The 22,456-nt window shown below is 70.9% G+C and carries 24 protein-coding genes; 11 read left to right on the forward strand and 13 right to left on the reverse strand.

The window, feature by feature from the left end; all coding sequences use genetic code 11:
* Nucleotides 1–9 precede the first annotated feature (9 nt).
* Genes NDI79_RS05165 through NDI79_RS05180 form a run of 4 tightly spaced genes read right to left on the reverse strand, consistent with a single transcriptional unit; the run spans nucleotide 10 to nucleotide 4,766 of the window.
* Nucleotides 10–1,740 (reverse strand): type II secretion system protein, encoded by a 1,731-nt coding sequence (locus NDI79_RS05165; protein WP_310927368.1) that lies wholly within the window; start codon nucleotides 1,738–1,740, stop codon nucleotides 10–12.
* On the reverse strand, nucleotides 1,737–3,773 hold the full coding sequence (locus tag NDI79_RS05170; RefSeq protein ID WP_310927369.1) for an ATPase, T2SS/T4P/T4SS family: 2,037 nt from the start codon (nucleotides 3,771–3,773) through the stop codon (nucleotides 1,737–1,739). Before NDI79_RS05170 ends, NDI79_RS05165 begins: the two co-directional genes overlap by 4 nt.
* 32 nt (nucleotides 3,774–3,805) lie before the next feature.
* Entirely contained in the window at nucleotides 3,806–4,273 is a 468-nt protein-coding gene (locus NDI79_RS05175) for a DUF7311 family protein (RefSeq protein ID WP_310927370.1), read from the reverse strand.
* A gap of 1 nt (nucleotide 4,274) precedes the next feature.
* The gene (locus tag NDI79_RS05180) at nucleotides 4,275–4,766 is read right to left on the reverse strand and encodes a DUF7310 family coiled-coil domain-containing protein (RefSeq protein ID WP_310927371.1); all 492 of its coding nucleotides are present in this window, start codon (nucleotides 4,764–4,766) and stop codon (nucleotides 4,275–4,277) included.
* A gap of 75 nt (nucleotides 4,767–4,841) precedes the next feature.
* Here NDI79_RS05180 and NDI79_RS05185 point away from each other — a divergent pair, with 75 nt between their 5' ends.
* Both NDI79_RS05185 and NDI79_RS05190 read left to right on the forward strand, forming a co-directional pair.
* Nucleotides 4,842–5,927, forward strand: a complete 1,086-nt coding sequence (locus NDI79_RS05185; protein WP_310927372.1) for a tubulin/FtsZ family protein — start codon at nucleotides 4,842–4,844, stop codon at nucleotides 5,925–5,927.
* A gap of 186 nt (nucleotides 5,928–6,113) precedes the next feature.
* Nucleotides 6,114–7,301 (forward strand): glutamate-cysteine ligase family protein, encoded by a 1,188-nt coding sequence (locus tag NDI79_RS05190; RefSeq protein ID WP_425499569.1) that lies wholly within the window; start codon nucleotides 6,114–6,116, stop codon nucleotides 7,299–7,301.
* 52 nt (nucleotides 7,302–7,353) lie between these two features.
* Here the strand turns inward: NDI79_RS05190 and NDI79_RS05195 are convergent, their stop codons facing one another.
* Entirely contained in the window at nucleotides 7,354–8,703 is a 1,350-nt protein-coding gene (locus tag NDI79_RS05195; RefSeq protein WP_310927374.1) for an alkaline phosphatase family protein, read from the reverse strand.
* A 158-nt stretch (nucleotides 8,704–8,861) separates the two neighbouring features.
* Here NDI79_RS05195 and NDI79_RS05200 point away from each other — a divergent pair, with 158 nt between their 5' ends.
* The 3 genes from NDI79_RS05200 to NDI79_RS05210 are packed head-to-tail and all read left to right on the forward strand — an operon-like array spanning nucleotide 8,862 to nucleotide 11,540.
* Complete coding sequence (locus tag NDI79_RS05200) at nucleotides 8,862–9,299, forward strand: DUF5788 family protein (RefSeq protein WP_310927638.1); 438 nt, start codon at nucleotides 8,862–8,864, stop codon at nucleotides 9,297–9,299.
* A gap of 4 nt (nucleotides 9,300–9,303) precedes the next feature.
* Nucleotides 9,304–11,052: a DNA polymerase/3'-5' exonuclease PolX gene (polX, locus tag NDI79_RS05205; protein ID WP_310927375.1), complete on the forward strand. Its 1,749-nt coding sequence runs from the start codon at nucleotides 9,304–9,306 to the stop codon at nucleotides 11,050–11,052.
* On the forward strand, nucleotides 11,049–11,540 hold the full coding sequence (locus tag NDI79_RS05210) for a Mut7-C RNAse domain-containing protein (RefSeq protein WP_310927376.1): 492 nt from the start codon (nucleotides 11,049–11,051) through the stop codon (nucleotides 11,538–11,540). The genes polX and NDI79_RS05210 overlap by 4 nt, the downstream gene beginning before the upstream one ends.
* 24 nt (nucleotides 11,541–11,564) lie before the next feature.
* Here NDI79_RS05210 and NDI79_RS05215 read toward each other — a convergent pair whose 3' ends face one another.
* Nucleotides 11,565–12,452 carry a cell division protein CdpA domain-containing protein gene (locus NDI79_RS05215; protein ID WP_310927377.1) on the reverse strand — a complete coding sequence of 296 codons (888 nt, stop codon included), beginning with the start codon at nucleotides 12,450–12,452 and terminating at the stop codon, nucleotides 11,565–11,567.
* A gap of 195 nt (nucleotides 12,453–12,647) precedes the next feature.
* Between NDI79_RS05215 and NDI79_RS05220 the strand changes: the two genes are divergently transcribed.
* The 3 genes from NDI79_RS05220 (at nucleotide 12,648) to NDI79_RS05230 (ending at nucleotide 14,171) form a co-directional block, all read left to right on the forward strand.
* On the forward strand, nucleotides 12,648–12,944 hold the full coding sequence (locus NDI79_RS05220; RefSeq protein ID WP_310927378.1) for a DUF5789 family protein: 297 nt from the start codon (nucleotides 12,648–12,650) through the stop codon (nucleotides 12,942–12,944).
* Between the two features lie 75 nt (nucleotides 12,945–13,019).
* The gene (locus tag NDI79_RS05225) at nucleotides 13,020–13,661 is read left to right on the forward strand and encodes a CPBP family glutamic-type intramembrane protease (RefSeq protein ID WP_425499581.1); all 642 of its coding nucleotides are present in this window, start codon (nucleotides 13,020–13,022) and stop codon (nucleotides 13,659–13,661) included.
* 60 nt (nucleotides 13,662–13,721) lie between these two features.
* Nucleotides 13,722–14,171 carry a DUF302 domain-containing protein gene (locus tag NDI79_RS05230; RefSeq protein ID WP_310927380.1) on the forward strand — a complete coding sequence of 150 codons (450 nt, stop codon included), beginning with the start codon at nucleotides 13,722–13,724 and terminating at the stop codon, nucleotides 14,169–14,171.
* Nucleotides 14,172–14,222: 51 nt separating this feature from the next.
* Here NDI79_RS05230 and NDI79_RS05235 read toward each other — a convergent pair whose 3' ends face one another.
* Nucleotides 14,223–14,423, reverse strand: coding sequence for a hypothetical protein (locus NDI79_RS05235; RefSeq protein WP_310927381.1), 201 nt, complete (start codon nucleotides 14,421–14,423; stop codon nucleotides 14,223–14,225).
* Between the two features lie 222 nt (nucleotides 14,424–14,645).
* Between NDI79_RS05235 and NDI79_RS05240 the strand changes: the two genes are divergently transcribed.
* Nucleotides 14,646–15,302 (forward strand): helix-turn-helix domain-containing protein, encoded by a 657-nt coding sequence (locus NDI79_RS05240; protein WP_310927382.1) that lies wholly within the window; start codon nucleotides 14,646–14,648, stop codon nucleotides 15,300–15,302.
* 8 nt (nucleotides 15,303–15,310) lie between these two features.
* Here NDI79_RS05240 and NDI79_RS05245 read toward each other — a convergent pair whose 3' ends face one another.
* The 6 genes from NDI79_RS05245 to NDI79_RS05270 all read right to left on the reverse strand — a co-directional run bounded on the left by NDI79_RS05245 (nucleotide 15,311) and on the right by NDI79_RS05270 (nucleotide 21,021).
* Nucleotides 15,311–15,679, reverse strand: a complete 369-nt coding sequence (locus NDI79_RS05245; protein ID WP_310927383.1) for a DUF7344 domain-containing protein — start codon at nucleotides 15,677–15,679, stop codon at nucleotides 15,311–15,313.
* 85 nt (nucleotides 15,680–15,764) lie between these two features.
* Nucleotides 15,765–15,959 (reverse strand): hypothetical protein, encoded by a 195-nt coding sequence (locus NDI79_RS05250; RefSeq protein WP_310927384.1) that lies wholly within the window; start codon nucleotides 15,957–15,959, stop codon nucleotides 15,765–15,767.
* 37 nt (nucleotides 15,960–15,996) lie between these two features.
* On the reverse strand, nucleotides 15,997–17,262 hold the full coding sequence (nreA, locus tag NDI79_RS05255) for a DNA repair protein NreA (RefSeq protein WP_310927385.1): 1,266 nt from the start codon (nucleotides 17,260–17,262) through the stop codon (nucleotides 15,997–15,999).
* 168 nt (nucleotides 17,263–17,430) lie between these two features.
* A complete protein-coding gene (locus NDI79_RS05260) occupies nucleotides 17,431–18,435 on the reverse strand; it encodes a transcription initiation factor IIB (RefSeq protein ID WP_310927386.1) in 1,005 nt (334 codons plus the stop codon).
* Nucleotides 18,436–18,546: 111 nt separating this feature from the next.
* Nucleotides 18,547–20,424: an ABC transporter substrate-binding protein gene (locus NDI79_RS05265; protein WP_310927387.1), complete on the reverse strand. Its 1,878-nt coding sequence runs from the start codon at nucleotides 20,422–20,424 to the stop codon at nucleotides 18,547–18,549.
* Nucleotides 20,425–20,472: 48 nt separating this feature from the next.
* A complete protein-coding gene (locus tag NDI79_RS05270) occupies nucleotides 20,473–21,021 on the reverse strand; it encodes a metal-dependent hydrolase (RefSeq protein ID WP_310927388.1) in 549 nt (182 codons plus the stop codon).
* Between the two features lie 207 nt (nucleotides 21,022–21,228).
* Here NDI79_RS05270 and rnhA point away from each other — a divergent pair, with 207 nt between their 5' ends.
* Nucleotides 21,229–21,822: a ribonuclease HI gene (gene rnhA / locus NDI79_RS05275; RefSeq protein WP_310927389.1), complete on the forward strand. Its 594-nt coding sequence runs from the start codon at nucleotides 21,229–21,231 to the stop codon at nucleotides 21,820–21,822.
* Nucleotides 21,815–22,447 (forward strand): DUF7108 family protein, encoded by a 633-nt coding sequence (locus NDI79_RS05280; RefSeq protein ID WP_310927390.1) that lies wholly within the window; start codon nucleotides 21,815–21,817, stop codon nucleotides 22,445–22,447. The genes rnhA and NDI79_RS05280 overlap by 8 nt, the downstream gene beginning before the upstream one ends.
* Nucleotides 22,448–22,456 lie beyond the last annotated feature (9 nt).

The following is a 22,456-nucleotide window of genomic DNA, read 5'->3' on the forward strand; positions in this document are numbered from 1 at the left end:
GCCCACGAATCAGAACAGGAGCGACGCGCCGCGGAACGCGGCGAGATAGGCCGCCGTCGCCGAGAGGAGGGCGATGCCGACGCGGTAGCCGACGAGGCTCCGGTCGAGACCGCGGTCCAGTCCGGTCGAGAGGACCGTCAGCGCGGCGGCGAGAAAGAGGACGTAGCCGCCGACCGCCGCGCCGAGCAGTTCGGGTCCGAGCGTTGCCGCCCCTGCCTCCGCCCCGCGGTCCGCGAGGCCGGCGTCCACCGACCCCATCCGGGCCGACATGGCGACGGTGGCGCCGCCGACGAGCGGTGCGAACAGGGCCGCGGTGTTCGACAGCGTCCCCGTCACCGCGGCGAGTTCGCGCCGCGCTTCCGACTCGACCCGGCGGAGGTCCCGCAGGTGGTCGGCGCCGGCGACGAGGGCGTCCCCGGCGGGTCGTCCCTCGTCCGCCGCGACGGACAGGAGGGCCGCGGCCCCGCGCGCCCGCGGACTCGGGACGTCGGTGAGGGCGCCGTGCCTCCCCAAGAAGGCCTCGCGGACGCCGACGCGGAGGCGGCGCCGGACGCCGGCCGCCTCGGCGAACACCTCGCCCGCGGGCGTCGAGAACGCCTCCGCCGCGGCCTCGACGGCGGCCTCCACGGAATCGCCGGCGTCGACGCGGCGGCCGACGAGCGAGAGCGCGTCGTCGAGACCGGCCTCGACCGCTCGAGTGCGCGCTCGGACCTCCGCCATGGGACGGTAGCGCACGAGCAGTCCGGTTCCGAGACCCGCGCCGGCGGCCGTCAGCCAGTCGGCCCACGGGGCGACGGCGCCCCCGACGGCCCAGCCCCCGGCGCCGCAGGCGACGGCGGCGCCGACCGCCCGCGCGGGCGAGGAGGGGACGGCCGGGTGGCTCGAATCGACGCGCGGCGGCGCCAGCGCCACGGGTCGACGGAGCAGTATCCACGCGCTCGCGGCGACGAGCGACAGCGGAAGCAGCAGGTCGTAGACGGCGACGAACAGCGCCGTCGGCACCGAGACGCCGCCGGCGCGGGCCGCCGGGAGGACGCCGACCAGCGCCAACGGCAGGAGGACGCCGAAGGCGTAGACGCCCGTCGCCGGGCCGCGGATGTCGCCCGCGAACGAGGCGAGTTCGTCTCGGGTGCCGTCCAAGACGGCGTCGAGCGCGCGGTCCAGCGTCCGCTCCCGGTCCGCGGGCCGGGCGTCCGCGGCCGTCCGGAGCAGGGAGACGGACCGGGCGAGCGCCGGGAACGTCTCCCCCCACTCGGCGGCGAACGACTCGAAGCCCGCGTCGGGCGTGCCGCGGGCGCGTCGGACGTGTTCTCCGAGGCTGTCGGCCAGCGGTCCGTCGGCGGCGTGAGCGGCGAACGAACCGGCCCGCTCGGGGACGGGAGCCAGCCGCATCCGGAGCGTCGCGCGGCCGACCAGCGCCGTCGTCTCACCCAGCGCGCGCGTCCGTCTGAGCCGAGCGGCGGCGGCCGGCAGCCGGTGGACCGCGTGCGTCCCCGCGAGGCCGACGGCGAGGCCGGCGCAGAGGCGGGCGACGAGCGGCGCGTCGGCGAGCGCCAGCGTCGCCAGGAGAAACGCCGCCAGCGAGAGCGGGAGGCAGAGCCCGTACCCCGCGCGGACGACCGTCTCGGCGTCCGCGTCGCTCCCGAGGTACGCGAGCGCCTCTCGAAGGTCGTCGCTCGGTTCGACCGGCCACGGGTACAGTCGGGCCAGCGCGTCCGCGATTCGCGGGAGGTCGGTCATCGGGTCGCCTCGGAGTCGCGCTCGTCGCTCGGCAGGTCCTCGGGCCGCGTCCGGTCGGTCGCGGCGAGACGCGCGAGTCGCTCCTCGCGCCGCCGGAGGACGGCCAGCACGTCGGCGTAGGACTCGTCGTGGCGGGCGAGCGACGCCACGAGGGCGCTGTCGCCGCGGGCGACGACGCCGGTTCCGGCGGTGCCCCTATCGTCGTCTCCGTCGCCCGCGCTCCGGTCGTACAGCGTCTCGAACCCGAGCGCGCCTCCGCCGCGAGCGCCGCCCTCCCCGTCCCGGCGGACCTCCGCGACGGCGTCGACCCGCCGCTCCGGGCCGTCGCGGGCGCAGACGACGACGAGGTCCGTCGCCGCGAACGACGACTCGGGGACCGAGAGGTCGGAGACGACTCGCTCGCGGACCGCGGCGGGCGAATCGCCGTGAATGGTTCCGAAGACGGCGTGCCCGTGCGCGCCGACGCGCATCGCCTCGTACAGCGCGGCGGCCTCCTCCCCCCGAACCTCGCCGACGACGAGGGCGCCGTCGCCGAGTCGGAGCGCGGTCCGGACGGCGTCCGTCGGGGAGAACGCCGCGTCGTCCCCGAGTTCGGTCCGGAGCGCCTGCACGTCGCGGCCGCCCTCCCGGAGCGCGTCGACCGGGAGCTCGGGGGTGTCCTCGACGGCGACGAGGCGCGTCGACGCCGGCAGTTCCCAGAGGAGCGCCGAGAGCAGCGTCGTCTTGCCCGCGCCGCGCGTCCCGGCGACGAGTCCGGTCGCGCCGCGTTCGGTCGCCAGGGAGAGCAGCGCCGCCGTCTCGGCGGACAGCGTTCCGGCGGCGACGAGGCCGGGCAGCGTCCACGCGCGGTCGCCGTGCGCGCGGAAGGCGAAGCCGACGCCGTCGCTGGCGGGCGCGGTGACGCCCGCGACGCGGACGCGGCCGTTCGGCCCGCGGACGGTGGCGTCGAGGGCGGGCGACGCGCGGGAGAACCCGCGTCCGCTGGCGCGTCTGAACCGCGAGGCGAGGGCCGCCGCGCCGTCGGCCGTGAGGCGGACGTTCGTCGGGAGGCGCTCGCCGTCGAGGGTGACGCGCACGGGGTTCGACTCGACGGGCGCGGAGGCGACGACGTCGGTCACGCGCGGGTCGGCGAACAGGTCGTCGAGGACGCCGTTGCCCCGCGTGTGGCGGTCCAGCACGTCCGAGAGCGTCTCCACCGGGTCGCCGTCGCCCGCGACGTGTCGGACGGCCCGGCCGGGGGCGCGTTCGCCCCCGCCGACGACCCCGCGGGCGAGGCAGTCGCGCGCCGCCGCGAGCGTCGCCGTCGCCGCCGCGCCGAGACCGTGCGAGACGGGCGTGAGGTGGTACAGCCGGTCGGTATCGGTTCCCCGCCCGTCGGTCCGGTAGAGGCGGACGGTCGCGCCGGTGTCGAGTTCCCGGCGGTCGAGCAGCGTCGCCCCCGGCGGCGGACGGCGGACGACGCGAGAGCGAGCGACGGACGGGCCGACGGAGCAGCGGAGCAGGTCGGCGTAGTCGTCTTCTCCCTCTGTTCTGTCCTCTCCATCTCCCCGTCTCCGGTCGACGCGTTCGGCGCCCGCGGCGAGGCCCGTCTCGGCGGCGATTCGCGCCACCGGACCCGCCCGGCCGGTCGCCCGGTGGGCGGCCCCGACCGGGTCGCGCAGGGCGCGGTCGGCCAGCGACTCGTCGTGGAACCGCGCGCGTTCGACGAACCGGCCGGCCGCGAGGAGAAGTCCCGCGGCGCCGTCGTCGTAGGCGCGTTGGAGTCCGCCGGCGCGGACGCGGATCGCGTCGGCGTCCCGGTCTGCGAGCGCTGCGACGGCGGCGGCGCGGCACGCCGGGGCGCGCGCGAGGTCCCCCTCGCCGGGGCAGTCGTCGGCGTCGACGACGAGTTCGGTCCGGTCCGTACCTCGGCCGACGGGCGTCTCGAAGGAGTGGCGACACCGGCAGGCGTCGGCGTCCCCGTTCCCGGCGTCGGGTCCGCCGGAGACGACCGCGCTCGCGGCGGCGGCGAGAGCGGCGAAGTCGAGTGACATGGGTCCGCTGGCCGCGTCCCGGTATAAGAAGCTCAGGAGGGGCCCCGTCCGACGACGAGCGCCGGTCCGTCAGCCGTCGTCCGGAGCGACAGCGAGACCGTCCGCTCCCCGCGCCCGCGGAAGACGACCGGACCGCCCGGTGTCCGCACCGGTACCGGGACAGAGAGCAGTCGCCGCGTCTCGCCGGCGCTCTCGACCGCGTAGGTCACGACGCTCCGGTTGCCCGGCCCGCCGGGCGACCCGCCGACGGCGACGTAGTCGACGGCCGCGGCGGTCCACGTCGGTCGGGGGAGCGAGAGCGCGACCGTTCGCGCCGGCGCGACGGCGGGGTCGCTCGGCGCGTCGCTGCCGACGGCGAGCGCCGACCCGGCCGCCGAGAGCCGGGCTATCGAAGAATCGAGCGCCGTCGCGGTCCGGTCGGTTCGCGCGCCGTCGACCGCCGGCAGCGACGCCCCGAGCACCGCCGTCGCCAGCGCCGCCGCGAGGACGACCCGGAGCACGTCACAACGCCCCGCGGAGGCGGGCGGCGAGGGAGTCCGAGTCCGCGTTCTCGTCCCCCGTCTCCGCCGCTGCTTCGGCCGCGTCGACCGCCGAGAAGGAATCGTCGACGCCGTCGTCCCCGTCCGGCAGACGTTCCGCGACGAGGCCGTCCGACTCCCCTTCGACCGCTCGCTCGTCCGTCAACCGTTCGACCGCCGCGAGGGCGAGGTCCGCGCGTCGCTCGACGGAGTCGTTCACCGCCTCGACGCCGCCGAGCAGTCCGCGGACGGCGTCGAGTTCGGCGGTCAGTTCCTCCACTCGTCGTTCGAGTCGGCGGAGGGTCTCGTCCGTGCCGTCGTCCGCGGCGTCCCCGTTGGGGGTCTCGGGAGCGGTCGGAGGCGACTTCTCGCGCGCGGCGCCCCTCGAACCGGCGCGCTCCCCGTCGGTCAGCGCGCGTTCGACGGCGTCGAGACGGGCGGCGAGCGTGGCTATGTCGGTCCTGTCGTTCGGCATGGGGCGGCTGGCTCCGTCATGTCATATAAAGAATTGGTGGGGAAAGTTGAAGGTCCGTACACTCCACTCGATGGTATGAAGACCGTCCTGATAGGGGTCGGGCAGGCCGGGGGGAAACTCACCCGCGCGCTGGTCGACTTCGACGAGCGAATGGAGTTCGGCGCGGTGCTCGGCGCCGTCGGCGTGAACTCCGCGAAGGCAGACCTCCGAGAGCTGCCCTTCGAGACCGTCCTGATCGGACAGGACCGCGTGAAGGGCCACGGCGTCGGCGGCGACAACGAACTCGGCGCGGCCGTGATGGACGCCGACAGGCGGGAGGTGCTGTCCGCCCTCGACGGCAGCGTCACCGCCGAGGCGGACGCCGTCTTCGTCGTCGCCGGCCTCGGCGGCGGGACCGGAAGCGGCGGCGCGCCGGTCCTCGTGCGGGAACTCAAGCGGATATACGACGTCCCCGTCTACGCGCTCGGCGTCCTCCCCGGGCGGGACGAGGGGGCGATGTACCAGGTGAACGCGGGCCGCTCTCTGAAGACCGTTGCCCGCGAGGCCGACTCGCTGTTGCTCGTCGACAACGACGCCTTTCGAAGCTCGGGCGAGAGCCTCGAACAGGGGTTCGACGCCATCAACGACGCCATCGCGCGGCGCGTGGGCCTGCTGTTCGCCTCCGGCGAGGCCGTCGAGGGGGTGGCCGAGAGCGTCGTCGACTCCTCCGAAGTGATAAACACGCTCCGCTCGGGCGGCATCGCGGCGCTCGGGTACGCCGCCGCCGAATCCGCGGAGACGGCCGAGGGCAACATCAACACCGTGATGAGCACCACGCGGCGCGCCCTCCTCACGGGGACGAGTCTCCCCGAGGCGTCGAAGTCGGACTCGGCGCTCCTCGTCATCGCCGGCGAACCCGACAAAATCCCCCGCAAGGGCGTCGAACGTGCCCGCCGGTGGGTCGAAGAGGAGACGGGGAGCCTCCAGGTCCGCGGCGGCGACTTCCCGCTGGACTCGGGTCGCATCGCCTCGCTCGTCCTCCTCGGCGGCGTCGAGCGCTCCGACCGCCTCGAAGCGTTCATGCAACGGGCGCGCGACGCCGCGACGGAGGCCGACGAGGCCGAGGCCCGCGAGGACCCCGCGGACGCCTGGAGCAACGACGAACTCGACGACCTCATCTGAGCCGCGTCCGCGAAACGGTCCGAACGGGAAACAGTCTCGAATATATTCACTCGAACGTGCGTCTCCAGCCCGGAAGCGAAAACGTACGTCGACTGTCTCGGCGCATATAGTTCTGTTCACGAAGCGTTCTTGTGGGTCGGCTTCGTACCTGTGTGATGTGTTACCGACCACCTATGTAGATGGACGATGTCGCCGACGGCCGCTCACCGTTCTGAACACCACGGGACGGCCGTGTCCGTAGACGGGTCCGGTCCGCTTCGGCGGAGCCTCGAAGTCGAGTACTGGGTCGTCGACGGGGAGGGACGCCTCGTCGAACCCGACGGACTCGTCGGGGCGGCCGAGGGGACCGAACGCGAGTTCGTCGAGCCCATCTTGGAGGTGAAGACGTCCCCCTGCGAGACGACGGCGGAACTGCGCGAGGAACTGTACGAACGCCTCGGGGCGGTCCTCCGACGCGCCGACGAACTCGACAGGGGTCTCGTCCCCCTCGCGACGCCGATGTGCGAAGAGACCGTCGGAGAACTGGACAGCGAGCGGACGCGGATTCAGAACCGCATCGTCGGGGACGACTTCCGGTACGTGCGACACTGCGCGGGGACGCACATCCACGTCGAACAGCGTCCCGGGCGCGAAATCGACCAGTTGAACGCCTTGGTCGCCATCGACCCTGCGCTGGCGCTTGCGAACACCTCGCCGTACTTCGACGGCCGGCGGTTGGCCGCCGGCGCGCGCTCGAAGCTCTACCGCCGGATGGCGTACGACGACGTGCCGCACCAGGGGTGGCTGTGGCGCTACGCGGGCGACACGCGCGAGTGGTCGCGGCGACTCGAACGCCGCTTCGAGGAGTTCCTGACGGCCGCCGTCGACGCCGGCGTCGACCGGACGGACGTCGAGTCGAACTTCTCCCCGGAGAGCGCCGTCTGGACGCCGGTCCAACTGCGAGAGCGCTTCTCGACGGTCGAGTGGCGCTCGCCCGACAACGCGCTTCCGAGCGAGGTGCTCAGGCTGGCGGACGACGTGGCCGGGTTCGTCGAACGCCTCGACGGCGCCGAACTCCGCATCGACGGCGAGACGGGCTCCGTGAGCGACGAGATGGTCGTCGCCCCCGAGTTCGACGCCGTCTTGAAGTACGTCGACGCCGCCATCGAGGAGGGACTGGAGTCGGAGGCGGTCCGCTCGTACCTCGACCGGATGGGGTTCGACGTCGACGCCTACTCGCCGGTGACCCACGAGATAGACGGCCGGGAGACGGTCAGCCCCGAGGAGGCCCGCGAGATTCGGCTCGAACACGCCGAGCGACTCGAACGCGACGTCCGGAGCGGAGGGCGACGGAGCGGCCGCAGCGGTCAGAGCGCGCGGGAGCGGACCGACTGACGGAAGTCGGGAGAGAAGAGCGGGGACGCGGGCGCGTCGGCCGACGCGCCGCTTACTGCGTGAGCAGGCTCGCGCCGTCGAAGTCGGTTCGACTGTAGTCGACCTCCATCAGGTCGAGAATGGTCGGGGCGATGTCGAAGAGGTCCGCGTCCTCGATGGCGGCGTCGGAGTCGTCGATGAACAGCGAGGCGTTGTCGAAACTGTGCATCCCGTTGCGGGGACCCTGTCCGAACACGTCGGCGTCGCCCTTGAACCCGGACTTCAGGTCGAAGCCGTGGTTCGGGACGACGACGAGGTCCGGCGCGATGTCGTCGTGGTCGCCGCGGAACGCCTCCTCCTTCTCGACGACGCGGTCCGCGACTTTCCGCCCGTCGGGGCCTTCGAGGTTCTCGAGCATCTCCTTCAGTTCGTCGCGGCGTTCGTCGTACTCCTCCTCGGGGACGGCGCCGCGCGGTTCGCGGCCCTCGAGGTTGAGGTAGAAGCGGCCGGGGATGAGCGAGTACGCCAGCGTGTCGTCGGAGATGTCGTCCAGTTGCTCGTGGTCGTCGTCCTCGTAGGAGAGCCACCCCTCCTCTTCGAGCAGGGCGTTGCAGTGGACCTCGTAGTCCAGCGAGGTGAACCCGTGGTCGGAGGCGACGACGAGCGTCACGTCGTCGGCGAGCGTCTCTCGAATCTCGCCGAGGTAGTCGTCCACCTTGCGGTAGAACTCCATGAACTTCTCCTTGTCAGGGGTCTCGTCCTCGTAGTCCTTGAACAGGAAGTGGTTGACCCGGTCGGTGGTCATGAACACGCCGAAGAAGAGGTCCCAGTCGTCCTGTTCGAGGTAGTGCGTGAACGCCTCGAAGCGCTTGTCGATGGTCTTGTGCGCGTTCTCGGCGAACTCGGTCTTGTCGTCTTTGTGCCCGAGTTTCGCGTTCGTGTCGATGATGTATCCCATCGAGTCGAGGTAGTCCCGGAAGTCGTCGGGGTAGGCCGCCTTGTCGACGCTGGGGGAGAGGAAGCCCGAGACCATCCGCTGGACGTTCCGCTGCGGCGGGAACGTCACGGGGACGTTCATCACGGTTGCCTTGCGCCCGGCGTCGGTCACGCGGTCCCAGAGTCGGGTGGCCTGCACGTCCCGCCCCATGGGGACGTACGTGTCGTAGGAGCCGTTCTCACGGTCCTGAAAGCCGTACACGCCCGTCTCGCCGGGGTTGACTCCCGTGGTGAGCGAGGGCCAACACGCCGAGGACTCCGGCGGCACGATGCTCTCGATGGCGCCGGCGCTACCGGCGTCCGCGAGGGCCGCCATGTTGGGGAACTCGTCGGGATTGTCGGCGAGGAGACTAAAGGGAACGCCGTCGATTCCGATGAAGGCGACACGCGGGTCGTCTTGCCCGCGTAGTCGGTCGAACAAACCCATACCACTCCTTCCCGGAGACGCCATATGAAGGTTCTTCTACGTCCGAACGTCTGCCGGTGACTGCGACGCGACGAGAACGGGCGCTCGGCGGCCGCCGAGCGCCGGCGTCGGGGGCGAAGGAGCGAAGTGTCGCCCGTTCCTATCGACGGGCGACAACCGTGAAGGAGTTCGAGCGAAAGCAGTTGCTGGAACGGGTCAACCGCGAGGGCGCCACGGTGGGCGTGGACATCCCCGACGCCATCGACGTGCAGGGCGAGGAGGTGGAACTGCGCGACTTCGTCTTCGAGATAAAGCGACGCGACACGATTCCGGAGGGCGAACGCGAACGGGTCGACCGGGCCAAGAAGAACCTCCGGCGCGAACGCCTCGAACGCCTCCAGCGCATCGAAGAGAACGAGGTGAGCTACGAGGAGGGCGAGCGACTGGTCGAGAGCATCGTCGGCATCGACCGGGCGCTGAACGCCCTCGAACAACTGCGTCCCGCGAACCTCGAACAGGAGGCGCAGTTGCAGGAGGCACAGGACCAGAAGCGCTGGATGAACTTCCTGAAGCAGGCGCTCGGCCGCGACGGCGGGTCCGGCCGCGGGGGGCGGTGAGCCCGTGAGCCGAAACGACGAGGTTGCGTCGCTGTTCGAGGAGTTCGCCGACCTCTTGGAGGCGAAGGACGTCGAGTACAAGCCGAACACGTACCGCCGCGCCGCCGAAAACATCCGGGCGCACGCCCGCCCCGTCGAGGAACTCGCAGCCGAGGGCGAGGACGCCGTCGGGGAGATACAGGGCGTCGGAGAGGCCATCTCCGCGAAGGTGGTCGAGTACTTCGAGACCGGCGAGATAGGAGAGCTAGAGGAACTCCGCGAGGAACTCCCCGTCGACATGGCGGGACTGACGAGCGTCGAGGGCGTCGGCCCGAAGACCGTCGCCTCGCTGTACGAGGCGCTCGGGGTCACCACGCTCGACGAACTCGAAGCCGCCGCCGAGGAGGGGCGGATACGCGAGGTGTCCGGGTTCGGGCCGAAGACGGAGGAGAACATCCGCGAGAACGTGCCGTTCGCCCGGCGCGCGCAGGAGCGCGAACGCCTCGGCGACGCCCGACCGCTGGCCGACGACGCGCTTTCGTACCTCCGTGAGGAGGACGCCGTCGAGCGAGCGGACGTCGCGGGGTCCATCCGGCGCTGGCGCGATACCATCGGGGACGTGGACGTCCTCGTCGCCAGCGCCGAGGCGGGGGCGGTCGTCGACGCGTTCGTCGACTGGCCGGCCGCGAGCGGCGTCATCGAGGCCGGCGAGTCGAAGGCGAGCGTCCGCTCGAACGGCGTCCGCGTCGACCTGCGCGTCGTCGACCCCGCGGAGTTCGGCGCCGCCCTCCAGTACTTCACCGGGAACAGAGAGCACAACCGGCGGGTCCGGAACGTCGCCATCGAACGGGGGCTGAAGATGAACGAGTACGGCGTGTTCGACGTCTCCGAGGTCGAGGACCCCGACGCCGACCAACGGGCGGGCGAGCGAGTCGCCGGCGAGACGGAGGAGTCGATGTACGACGCCGTCGGCCTGCCCCTCATTCCGCCGGAGATCCGCGAGGACGCCGGCGAAATCGAGGCCGCGCGGGAGGGAACGCTCCCGACGCTGGTCGAGCGTTCGGACGTGCGCGGCGACCTGCACACCCACACGGACTGGTCCGACGGGCGCTACTCCCTCGGGGAGATGGTCGCCGCCGCCGAGGAGCGAGGTTACGACTACTACGCCGTCACCGACCACGCCACCGGGCCGGGGATGGTCGGCGGCGTCGGCCTCTCGGACGACGAACTCCGCGAGCAGGCGGACGCCGTTGAAACGGCGACGGCCGACGCGGACCTCGAACTCCTCCCCGGCGTCGAGGCGAACGTCGACGCCGAGGGCGGCGTCTCCGTCGGCGACGACCTCCTGGCCGAACTCGATATCGTGGTTGCCTCGCCGCACGCCGCCCTCGGGCAGGACCGCGAGACCGCGACCGAACGGCTCGTGACCGCCGTCGAGCATCCCTCCGTCGACGTCCTCGGCCACCCGACGGGCCGCCTCATCAACGAGCGACCGGGCCTCGACGTCGACGTCGAACGGGTCGCGGCGGCCGCCGCCGAGGCGGGGACGGCCCTCGAAATCAACGCCGACCCGGCCCGCCTCGACCTGCGCGGCGAACTCGCGCGGGTCGCAATCGAGGCGGGAGCGACTGTCGTCACGAACACCGACGCGCACGCCCCCGGCGGCCTCGACTACGTCCGCTACGGCGTCCACACCGCCCGCCGCGGGTGGTGCGAGGCCGACGACCTGCTGAACGCGCGGTCGGTCGAGGACCTGCGCTCGTTCCTGCATTGACGTCCGAATCGGACGCCGGGTCGACTCCCTCGGACGCCGACCCCCTCCTCCTCGATTCGATGCTCGGGAAACTGGCCACCTATCTGCGGATGTGCGGCTACGACGCCGCCTACGTGCTCGACGACGGCCCGGACCCCGGCGACGACGCGGTTCTCGGACGGGCGCGCGAGGAGGGCCGAACGCTGGTCACCCGCGACGAACGCCTCGCCGCCCGGGCGGACGGGGGCATCCTACTCGCCTCCAAATCGGTGACCGACCAACTCGCCGAGTTCGCGGCGGCGGGCTACTCTCCGAGCCTCGACGACCGCCCGACGCGGTGCGGGTCGTGCAACGGGTCGGTCGCTCGCGTCGACGCCGGGGAGTCGGTGCCGGAGTACGCGCCCGACCCCGACGAACGCCCGCTCTGGCGGTGTCGGGACTGCGGGCAGGTGTTCTGGAAGGGGAGTCACTGGACGGACGTGGCGGCGCGGTTGGACTCGGTCCGGTGAGAAGAGAGAGGGGGCGAGGGCCGACTACTGCTCGCCGCGGGGCGTCCAGCGGTCGCAGGCCTCCATGTCGTCCATGAGTTCCTCGTGGTAGCCGCAGTACGGCACGATGCCGTCGTCGGTGCGGACGTAGTCGAAGTGCGCGCAGTTACCGCAGTAGGCGTCGGCCGGGTGCGATGGCTGGGACTGTCGGGACCCGTCGCCGGAGGGTGACTGCGGCCCCTGCGGCCCGTTCGGACCGCGCGTCTCGTTCGCCCCCCGCGGCGAGGTGATTGGTTCGGGGTCGGTGCCGCCGTCGGAGACGGTTCCGGAGGTGCCCGTCTGCGTCTCCGCCTCCGAATCGGGCGTGCCGCCGAGGAAGCCGATGCCGCCGAATCCGCGCGAGCGGTCGACCTCCACGTAGCGCGTCTCGCCCTTCTTCGTCACCTGTACCGTGGCGGTGCCGCCCGGCGCGTTCCGCGTCTTGAAGTTGGCGACGCCGACGAACAGACACCAGAACGTCGTCAGCGCACCGAGGAAGTAGATACCCACCGTCAGAAGCGTCAAGTCGCCGTAACCGGGGGGACAGCCGGTCGCCCCGGACCACCGGCAGGGGTAGGCGTACCGGAACAGCGCGACGCCCACCAGAGCGATGCCCGCGCCGACGACGGCCGCCGCCTTCGTGAGTCCGCTCGACGGGGTGACGGTGAAGATGCCGAGGAACACCATCGGCACGCCGACGCCCGCGAGGATACCCCCGAGTTCGCGGACGCCTCCGAGCGTCATATCGCCGAGGAGCAGGTCCGTCGTGGCGACGACGATACCCGCGACGACGAGGGCGACGCCGAAGAGAAAGACCCCCAGTCCGAGCGACAGTCGCCGGAGGCTCGGCCCCGCGCGTTCCCCTGTGTGATAGGCCTCCGAGAGACTGGTCATGCGCGTGTGTATAGTCCCCGCACACAAAACGATGCGTCAGACGCTCGTACGACACATATACTCACGGTGTAAAATCACAGTATCCGACTAATTCGACGGCGAACGGGGTCCGCGTCAGCGCGGGACGAGGCGGAGGCGCCGCCGGCGTGCGACCGTGTCGAAGGGATTATTGCCGGCGGTGGCAAAGCGCACGACATGGCAGACGAGGACGAGAACGAGGACGAGGGACCCGTCGTCGAACTCGGCGAGGAGACGCCCGTCGAGGGCCAACCGCTCGCCCGGGTCGCCTCGCGGTTGACGTGGCCGCGCGAGAGATCACGCCTCCTCGAGAAGGAGGGAGACGCCGTCGTCCGGACGCCGTCGGGGCCGCGGACGCTCTCGGACGTGTTCGAGGACGTCGACGTCTCCTACTTCGAGACCCGAAAGGAGTTCGTCGACGAGGTGCAGTCCGTCGTCGGGAACGGTCCCGTCGAGACGAAGCAAACGCGATAGGCGGTCGAAGGACGGTTCTCGGTGTTCGGCGTCTCGCTCTCGCGGCTCCGCGATTCGGTGACCGGGCTCTCGTGGCTGCAGAAGTCGCTACTGACGGGGCTGTTCCTCGCGCTCCTGTGGGGGACGTGGACCGTCCCGCCGTCGGACCTCACCTACCGGGCGTTCCGGGACGCCGTCGTCTTCATCGTCTTCCCCGCCGCTCTCGCCGTCACGCACGGCCGCAATCTCGGCTGGCGGGTGAACCGACGCGCCCTCCGAAACACGGTTCTCATCTCGGCGTTCGTCCTCCCGTTCTACGTCGTCGGGTCGTCGCTGCCGAGCGTCAGGGCGTACTACCCGATGTGGGAGACGAGCACCGCACTCGCGGCGTTCGTCCCGCACGCCCTCCAGCAACTGCTCGTCGTCGTCGCCGCGGAGACGTACTACCGCGGCCTGCTCTGCGTCGGCGTGAGCGAGGAGTTCGGTTTCAAGAGCGTCTTCATCAGCCCCGTCGTCTACGCGCTTCACCACGTCGGCAAGCCGCCCATCGAACTCGTGCTCTCGGCGCCGACGGACGTGCTGTTCGGCGCCGTCGACTACGACAGCGACTCCATCCTCCCCTCCATCGTCGCACACGGACTCGGCCTCGTCCTCCTCGATTGGTTGGTCCTGCACGACCCGCTCATCCCCACGGAGACGGTGCTGGGATGGCTCCGCTGGCTTCCGATTCCGCTCTGAGCCGTCGGGCCGAGGCGACGTTCCCGTAGCTTTTCCCCGACGGCGCCGTAACCCGAGAGGATGACGCTCCCAATCGACCCCGAGGCGCTCTCGGACGGCGACGTCGGCGAGAAGCGCGCGACGCTCCGGATGGACCACGAGGAGGCGATAGAACACGTTCGCGAGACGTTCGTCGACGCCGGGTTCGGCGTGCCCGTCGAGTTCTCCCCCTCCGAGTTGCTGAACGAGAAAGTCGACGCGGACCGGGACCCCTACTACGTCCTCGGCGCGTGCAACCCGGCCATCGCCGACCGGGTGCTCGACGCCTCCGAGAAGCGGATGGGCGGGCTGTTCCCCTGCAACGTCGTCGTCTGGGAGGAGGAGCCGGGCGTCCAGACGGTGTATCACGTGAGCATCATGCGCATCGGCCGCCTCGTCGGCCTCGCGCCCGACGACGAGGAGATGGAGGACATCATCGCCGAGACGGGACGACTCGCGGACGAGGCGTTCTCGAACCTCGACGCGGCGTAAGCGGAGGCAGAGGCGGAGGCGAAAGCGGACCCCGACCCGACGGCGCGGGCCTCACTCGTCGGCGGCGCCCGCCCGTTCGTCGAACTCGACGACGACGACGTCCCAATCGGGAACCTCCGAGGAGGTCCGACACTCCCATCCGCCCTCCACGTCGACGCCGTTGTCGTGTGCGGATTCGATGAGCGCTCGCAGCGCCGCGTTGAACTCCGACGCGGTGCGGACCGTCGGGTCCGGGGAACTGGGTGGTGACATGGTCTCGTTCGTGTGCTCGTCGTCGCTGTGGCGGCGTTTCGACCGTCGAACCGTGCTATACGTTGATACGCAGGACGCCGATATATTAACACCTGCGCAACCAGTAGTCCGACTGTGATGTCGCGACCGGCCCGCGGGACGGCGGTCACCCCCCGCCTGCATGGTGTACCAAGCCATCGTATCTTGTCGGCATAGGGTGAACTCGCAATCGACAAGCCGATCATGAGTGTCATCGTAGAACTCTGTATTCAGCCCTCCGAGTTCGAGTTGGGGCGGGTTCTCGACCTCGAATGGGGGACGAAGGTCGAACTCGAAACGCTCGTACCGCTGGGTGAAGACGCGGTTCCGTTCTTTCTCGTCTATGACTGCGACCGCGACCCGGAAGCGCTCGCCGCCTCGATGGAGGCGTCCCCGTCGGTCGAACGCGTGAGCGTCGTCGACGTCTTCCGGGACCGAGTCCGGTTCGCACTGCGGTGGGACCCCGGAGAGGACGCGCTCTTCTCCGGACTCGCGGCGGCGGGCGCCCACCTGTTCAGCGCGCGCGGCGCCCTCGACGAGTGGCGACTGGAGATACACTTTCCGACCCACCGCGCGCTCTCGGCGTTTCGCGCCACCTGCGAGGAGAGGGACGTCTCGCTCGACATCGAACGCGTCTACAGCCCCGACGAGGCGGACGCCGAACCGTGGGACGGGCTGACCGAGGTCCAGCGCGAGACGCTCCTCATCGCCGTCGACAGCGGGTACTACGACATCCCGCGGCGGTGCACGACGGTCGAGTTGGCGGACGAACTCGGCGTCTCGGACCAGGCGGTCACCGAACGGCTCAGACGCGCCATCGTCTCGCTGGTGACGACGACGCTCGTCGCCGCCGAGGGCTGACTCGGCGTCTAAGCCTCGGTCGCCGACTCGTCCTCGGCGTCGGACGCGAAGACGGCGTCGAGAACCCGGCGGGCGTCGGCGTCGACGGCGTCCGCGGCGAGTCCGACGCGTTCCTCCGCGTCCGGGTCGGAGACGCCGTCGCGCGTCAGGAGGCCGGCGTCCGACAGCGCGGGGAGGTGTGAGCGGCGCAGCGATAGCAGCACTCGTTCGACGTGGCCGTTCTCCACCGTCGACGGGGAGCGCCCGCTCTCGCGCCGCGCGACGGCCGCCGCGAGTTCCGCCGGCGTCATCGCGGCGCCGTGCTCTCTGAGGACGACCAGCGCGGTGAGACGGCGACTCCGCGACAGCGGCCCCGACGCCGTTGCCCGTTGATCCATACGCGAAACCACGTCGGCTCCCCCGATAGGACCGGTGCATGGTGTGCCAACCCGTTTATTCGGCCGGAGCCGTCGTCCGCCGGAATCAAACGCGCTCTTCGAGCCGTTCGAGCGAGTCCGCGATGCGGTTCGTGTCCGCGCGGATCTGATAGAGGAAGTAGGCGGCCGCGAGGAGAGCGCCGACGGGAACGAGTGCGAACAGGCCGTAGAGGATGAGAGCGAGCAGTGCGCCGGCGCCGCCGGGCACGCCGACCTGAAGTTGAACTGCGAGCGTGAGCATACCGCCGAGAGCGGCGGGTGGGGGAAAAAGCGTTCGTCTACGAGTAGTCGCCGAGGCTCGTCTGAAGTCCCGACGCCATCGTCGACTTCCGCCGCAGGTCGCCCGCGGAGACGGGGAGATACTCCGTCACCTGCCGGACCGCCGCGGCGAACGTCTCCGCGGTGGCCGACTCGCCCTCGAAGGCGTCTCTGACCGACTCGCGGACCTGCCAGACGCCCGCCGGCCCCCAGTAGTCGTCGGAGACGTGTCTGAGGACGAGCACCTTCGCCTGCCTGCCCCGCCGGTCGAGATACTCCAACGCGCCGAGGCGGGAGGCGTGGTACGCGCCCGCCGTCTCCTCGACGTAGCCCGTCCGGCCCTCGAACCCCTCGCCGTCGGCCGCGAGCCACATCCCCGCCTCGGGGTCGGGGTTCCAGACGCTGCCCGGCGCCTTCATCTCGACCAACTCGAACTCCCAGTCGCCGGGGGCGAGAATCACCCAGAAGGCGTTGCCGAGGAACTCGTTGCGGTGAATCTCCACCGTGTCGACGCTCGGGTTCGTCCGGATTCCGCCTCGTAGAAACTGCCCGACGGTGTCGTCGACGGCCGTGATGGACCACCGCGTGGGGACGAGACGGCGGTTCTCCCCCTGTCCCAGCGCCCCCGCCGAGAGGATGGTGTTGATGTCGTACACGTCGAACCCCCGCCGATAGAGGTAGTTCATCGCCCCCTGGGCGTTCCAGTCGTCGTCCTCCAGCGTCTTCTTCACTGGACGGGGAACGTGCGGGTTCTCGGCCAGGTCGGCCGACCGGGCGCGGGCGCGGGGGCCGGTGGGCGTGGCGATGTCGTCGCGCCCCACGTCGAAGTCGACGTCCGGGCGGCCGTCGAGGCCGATTTCGACGCTCACCGGCCGGTCGGCGATGGCCACCTCCCGCTGAACGCCGAGGAAGCCGTCCCACGCGTCGTTCACGTTCTGCACCTCCGTGGGACGATTCGAGTTCAGGAGGCTCGTGCGCCGACGGAACACGTCCTCGATGGAGACGCCCTCCTCGTACCACCCGGCGGACGTCTCGTACTTCGCGGCGTCGTCCTCGCGGCCGACGGGCGAGAGGATGCCCGTCGAGACGTTCGGGTAGTTCGACGCGCCGACGAAGATGGACGGCGAGACGCTCCCGAACAGCGAGTCGCCCTGCACCGTCTCCTCGAAGCGGTGCTGGAAGTCCTCCAGGTGGTCGAGGATGTCGTAGGACTTCTCCTGGGCGAGGCGGCGCCGCTTCGCGCGTTCGGACTCCGCCGCGAGGTCCATGTACTCGTCGAGGCGCATCTGGTCGATTTCTCTAGCCGCGCGACCCGCTTGAACCTGTCGCGGGCGGGCGAAACGCGGAGAATCCGGGAGAATCGGGACTTCGAAGAGCGGTTCGTTCGCGGGCGTTCGCCGCCGTCGAGAACGGCCGGGCGGCGACGCGTGGTCGGGGCGGGACGGGACCGGTCCTCAGCCGTGGATGCCCATCGCTTCGATCTGCTCTTGGTACCGGTTTCGGATGGTGACCTCGGTCACCTGCGCCACGTCGGCGACCTCTCGCTGGGTCTTCTTCTCGTTGCAGAGCAGCGAGGCGGCGTAGATAGCCGCGGCGGCGTATCCCGTGGGCGATTTACCCGACAGGAGACCCTTCTCGGCCGTCGTCTCGATTATCTCGTTGGCCTTCGACTGCACCTCCTTCGAGAGTTCGAGTTCCGAGGAGAACCGCGGGACGTACTTCTTCGGGTCGACGGGCTTCATCTCCAGTCCGAGTTCCTGGGAGATGTAGCGGTACGTCCGTCCGATTTCCTTTCGCTCGACCCGGGAGACGTCGGATATCTCTTCGAGCGAGCGCGGGATGCCCTCCTTTCGACAGGCGGCGTAGAGCGCGGACGTGGCGACGCCCTCGATGGAGCGTCCCCGAATCAGGTCCTCGTTGAGCGCGCGGCGGTAGATGACCGACGCGACCTCACGGACCGACCGGGGCACGCCAAGCGCGGAGGCCATCCGGTCGATTTCCGAGAGCGCGAACTGGAGGTTCCGCTCGCCGGCGTCCTTCGTCCGGATGCGCTCCTGCCACTTGCGGAGCCGGTGCATCTGCGAGCGCTTCCGCGAGGAGATGGAGCGCCCGTAGGCGTCTTTGTCCTTCCAGTCTATCGTCGTCGTCAGCCCCTTGTCGTGCATCGTCTGCGTCGTCGGCGCGCCGACGCGGGACTTCGACTGCCGTTCGGAGTGGTTGAACGCCCGCCACTCCGGACCGGGGTCTATCTGTTCCTCCTCGACGACGATACCGGTCGGTTCGTGGATGAGTTCGCCGTCGCCGGTCCGGACGAGGTCCTCCTCGTCCATGTCCTCGAAGTCGATGTCGTCCTCGTTCTCCTCTTCGGTCTGCTCCTCGGCGGCGTCCTCGTCCCGACGCTCGCGGTTCCATCGTACTCGATCACCGTCTCGCTCCCGCTGGCGAGTAGGCCGTGTCATCGCATTTTTATAGTCGGTGTCGCGTCAGACTTAAACCCTTGGACGAATCGGGAGGCGGAGAGAACGCGCTCGTGAGGGCCTCAACGACGGATTCGGACCGCAAAAATCGCATCACGGGCCGACCACGAGGGCGCCGTCCTCGTACCGGTAGCCCAGCGCTCGGAACGCCTCCCTCGCCCGTCCGGCATCCACGTCGCCGTCGCTCCCGAGGAAGGGGGTCACCGGGTTGCCGTCGGTCCACTCGAACGACTCGGGATACCAGCGAGTGTCCCAGAGCGGACCGACCGCCGGCCGCCCGTAGCCGTCGAACACCGCCTCCACGACGTGTTCGGCGTCGAGGAGTCGCGCGAGCGTTCGGCGGAACGGGGCGTCCGAGAGGTGGGGCCGGCGGGCGTTGTAGCCGACGACGTAGGGGGCGGGCGAGCGCTCGACGAGAAGTTCCAGGGCGTCCGAGCGGCCGATGCGCGGGACGGCGTCGGCGCCGACGGGCGTCCCCGTGGCGTCCGCCTCGCCGCCGGCGACTGTTTCGACGGCCGTCACCCCGGTGCCGACGACCCGGACCGAGAAGCGCTCGAAGGGGACGTCGCCGACCCGCCGCGCCAGCGTCCCGGGGGCGGCCTCGCCGGTCAGGAAGTGGTCGTCGAAGCGTTCGAGCACCACCTCCTGCCCCGACGTGCTCCCCTCGAACCGGAGGGGACCGCTCCCGACGGGCGGGACGTTGTCGGCCGTCAGCGCCTCGGTGGTCGGGTCCGCGTCGCCCTCGCGGGAGACCGAGGCGGTCCGCTCTCGCCAGACGTGTTCGGGCAGCACCGGGACGGTGAACGCGTGGGCGGCGACGCTCGGCGCGCACTCGACGAACCGAAACTCGACCGTCGTCTCGTCCGCGGCGACCACCTCGTCGACGAGCGTGGTCAGTCCGCGGTACCGGGGGGCGGGGACCGGGCCGCCGCCGTCGTCCTCGCCCTCACTCCCATCCTCGCCCTCAGTCGCCCCCTCCCCCTCACCGAGCGTCGTGTCCGAGAGCAGTGCGAAGGTGAACGCGACGTCCCCGGCGGTGAACGGTTCCCCGTCGTGCCACGTCGTCCCCTCGCGGAGTCGCACGCGGCCGACCGGGGCGTCGTCGTCGGAGAGCGTCCACGAGTCGGCGCGCCACGGTTCGACGCCCTCGTCGGTGGCGTACCCGAGGGGGTCGTACAGCAGACCCGTGAGAACGCCGTCGCTCCGGTGTGCGACCGACAGGGGGTTGAGGTTCGCCGTCCGGCGCTCGTCGGTGGCCGCCAGTCGGAGCGTGTCGTCGCGGCGCTGTCCGCCGGCGCGCGACTCGGCCGCCCCCTCTGTTCGATTCAGAGAGAGATAGCCGAGCGGCGACCGGAGGTCGACCCCCCGCCACCCCGTGTACGCCGTCCGCCGGGCCGCCCTGACGTCGTCGGGGACGGCGAGCAGCGTGAACGGCTGGGTCCGGGCGATAGTCGACTGCAACTCCCGAACCAGTCGCATGCGGCGCCGCCCCGACGCCCGTCGCTGCGCGTCGAGTCGGTCGTCGACGCGGTCGTTCTCGTAGCCGAACGGGTTCTGCCAGCCGGGTCCGTCGACGAACCGCGAGTGCAACAGCGGGTAGAGCGCGTCCGGCCGCCGGAACTGCGCGGGGAGGCGCGCCACGAACAGGTCGAACTCCCCGCGGAGCAGCGCGCGACGGTACAGTTCCTCCTCGGCCATCGGGACGACGGTGGCGCCGAGACCGGCCGTCCGGAGCCACTCCGCCACCTGACGGGCGATGCGGCGGGCGTACGGGTCGGTGTCGCTCGGCAGGGTCGCGACGCGCACCCGTACCCGCCGGGGGGAGTCCGAGTCGACGAACCGCCGCACTCGTCCCAGACAGCCGCCGGCGAACGCGGCCGTTCCGCCGGCCGCGGCCAAGAGCGCCCGGCGTCGCACCGTCGGCGTCGAGGAGTCCGCCATCGACCCGGAGCGTTCAGCTCCCGCGTCCATAGGCGTTGTGACCCCCCGAGCGCCTCGTCGGAATCGCCGTCGGAGTCGTCACCGGAACCACCACCGCGAGAACCGGTCGAACGGGTCGCGGTCGTCGACGGTCAGAGCGCCCGTGCCGGTACTGGCGCCGGCACCGTCGTCGTCGCCCGCGTCGAGTCGGAGCATGGCGGCCAGACCGACGAGCGTGACGACCACCGCGAACGACCCGGCGACGACGTTGCCGAGCATCCAGTCGTAGTAGAGTCCGTAGAGCCGAACGGTGAACGGGGCGAACAGGCGGATGCCGCCGGTGAGGTAGTCGGCGACGAGGTGGGAGCCGTAGCCGAGTGCCGCCGCCCGCCAGTGGCCGACGCCGCGGGCGGCGCCGACGAACAGCAGGAGGGCGAGGAGAGAGTGGGTGATGCCGCGGTGGGTCCAGAGCGGACCCGAGAGGTAGCCGGCGTAGACGAACGGCGTGAACAGGTACTTGTCCAGGTCGGGCACGCTGGCGGCCAGGATGGCGACGAGGTAGGGCTCCGCCCGCCGAGTGCGCAGCACCGAGACGACGAGCGAAACCGCGAGCAGCACGTGGACGCCGTCGGCCACCACGGTCACCACCCCCCGGACGTCGTCCGCGGAGGGGTCGCCGGCCGGCGGGACCCGCGCGCGAGAGCGACGACGGCCGTCTCGTCGGTCATAGTGGGAAACTGTCACGTGTTCACATAATAATTCTGACCGAGTCGACCGCCGACCCCCTCCCGGCGACAGCGACATCCGAGCGCCGCGGAACGAACCCGCTTTAGGGGCGCCGCCGAAGGGACGGATATGCCGACAGCAGACTGCGACCCCGAGGAGGCCCGGCGGCGACTGGAGGAGGCCGGGGTCGACGTCGAGGAGGGGAACACGGAGTACGAACGCTGGCGCGCCGCCCGCGGCGACGCCAACGCCGTCGCCTACGACGACAAGGTCGTCGTGCAGGGGGCGCGTCCGACAGACCTGCTCGCCCTCCTCAGGGAGTCCGGCGGCCGGGCGCACGTCTACTTCGACGGCGCGAGTCGGGGCAACCCCGGTCCCGCGGCGGTCGGGTGGGCAATCGTGAACTCGGAGGGCATCGTCGGCGAGGGCTCCGAGACCATCGGCGAGACGACGAACAACCGCGCGGAGTACGAGGCGCTCATCCGGGCGCTGGAGGCCGCCGCGGAGTTCGGCTTCGACGAGGTGGACGTGCGCGGCGACTCCGAGTTGATAGTCAAGCAGGTCCGCGGGGAGTACGGGACGAACAACCCCGAACTGAAGGAGCGTCGCGTCCGGGTCCGCGAACTGCTCGAACGGTTCGACCGCTGGACGCTCGAACACGTCCCGCGGGAGATAAACGACCGCGCCGACTCCCTAGCGAACGAGGCCCTCGACCATGCCTGAAGAGACAGACCGCGGAGAGGAGAGCAGAGTGGCGGAGGCGGCCGACCGCGGCGCGCCGGTCGCGGAAGAGGACGAGACGGGCGAACTGCCCGAGGCGGCGGTGGACGCCGCGGAGCGACTGACGCGACTCGCGCGCGACGCCGTCGACGAGAACGAGGCGGCCGCCTACCGGGAGCGACGCGACGAGGTGCTCGCGGAGCACGGGTTCACGGCGCGCGTCCGCGACGCCGACGAGACGCTGGTGTTGCATCCGGCCGAGTGGATGGAGGGCGACACCGTTCGGACCGACCGCATCGACGACACCGACCGGGCCTACGAGATACCGCTGACCGGCGCGGACGTCGACGGCGACTGGGACGCCGTCGAGGCGCACAACGCCGAGTTGGTCGACGCCGTCGAGGCCGAGGGCGGCGCCGTCCACGCGGCGAACGCCCGCGTCTTCGCGGACTTCATGGGCAACCACTACGTGCGCCGGATGGACACCGCCTCGCGCGACGAGGTGGCGGAGTTCCTGAGCGAGTACTATCCGCGCAACGCGTGGCCGTCGCAAAAACAGGAGTCCGTCGTCCGCGACAGCGTCGAACTCGTGTTCGAGGCCGCCGGAGCGGACGTGCCCGAGTTCTGAGGAACTCTT

The sequence above is a fragment of the Halogeometricum sp. S3BR5-2 genome (assembly GCF_031624635.1).
GTDB lineage: Archaea > Halobacteriota > Halobacteria > Halobacteriales > Haloferacaceae > Halogeometricum > Halogeometricum luteum.

Coding starts and splice junctions, on each gene's coding strand:
- NDI79_RS05165 (WP_310927368.1), bottom strand. CDS start 1,740: ATGACCGACCTCCCGCGAATCGCGGACGCGCTGGCCCGACTGTACCCG.
- NDI79_RS05170 (WP_310927369.1), bottom strand. CDS start 3,773: ATGTCACTCGACTTCGCCGCTCTCGCCGCCGCCGCGAGCGCGGTCGTC.
- NDI79_RS05180 (WP_310927371.1), bottom strand. CDS start 4,766: ATGCCGAACGACAGGACCGACATAGCCACGCTCGCCGCCCGTCTCGAC.
- NDI79_RS05185 (WP_310927372.1), top strand. CDS start 4,842: ATGAAGACCGTCCTGATAGGGGTCGGGCAGGCCGGGGGGAAACTCACC.
- NDI79_RS05190 (WP_425499569.1), top strand. CDS start 6,114: ATGTCGCCGACGGCCGCTCACCGTTCTGAACACCACGGGACGGCCGTG.
- NDI79_RS05195 (WP_310927374.1), bottom strand. CDS start 8,703: ATGGGTTTGTTCGACCGACTACGCGGGCAAGACGACCCGCGTGTCGCC.
- NDI79_RS05215 (WP_310927377.1), bottom strand. CDS start 12,452: ATGACCAGTCTCTCGGAGGCCTATCACACAGGGGAACGCGCGGGGCCG.
- NDI79_RS05220 (WP_310927378.1), top strand. CDS start 12,648: ATGGCAGACGAGGACGAGAACGAGGACGAGGGACCCGTCGTCGAACTC.
- NDI79_RS05230 (WP_310927380.1), top strand. CDS start 13,722: ATGACGCTCCCAATCGACCCCGAGGCGCTCTCGGACGGCGACGTCGGC.
- NDI79_RS05235 (WP_310927381.1), bottom strand. CDS start 14,423: ATGTCACCACCCAGTTCCCCGGACCCGACGGTCCGCACCGCGTCGGAG.
- NDI79_RS05240 (WP_310927382.1), top strand. CDS start 14,646: ATGAGTGTCATCGTAGAACTCTGTATTCAGCCCTCCGAGTTCGAGTTG.
- NDI79_RS05245 (WP_310927383.1), bottom strand. CDS start 15,679: ATGGATCAACGGGCAACGGCGTCGGGGCCGCTGTCGCGGAGTCGCCGT.
- NDI79_RS05250 (WP_310927384.1), bottom strand. CDS start 15,959: ATGCTCACGCTCGCAGTTCAACTTCAGGTCGGCGTGCCCGGCGGCGCC.
- nreA (WP_310927385.1), bottom strand. CDS start 17,262: ATGCGCCTCGACGAGTACATGGACCTCGCGGCGGAGTCCGAACGCGCG.
- NDI79_RS05260 (WP_310927386.1), bottom strand. CDS start 18,435: ATGACACGGCCTACTCGCCAGCGGGAGCGAGACGGTGATCGAGTACGA.
- NDI79_RS05265 (WP_310927387.1), bottom strand. CDS start 20,424: ATGGACGCGGGAGCTGAACGCTCCGGGTCGATGGCGGACTCCTCGACG.
- rnhA (WP_310927389.1), top strand. CDS start 21,229: ATGCCGACAGCAGACTGCGACCCCGAGGAGGCCCGGCGGCGACTGGAG.
- NDI79_RS05280 (WP_310927390.1), top strand. CDS start 21,815: ATGCCTGAAGAGACAGACCGCGGAGAGGAGAGCAGAGTGGCGGAGGCG.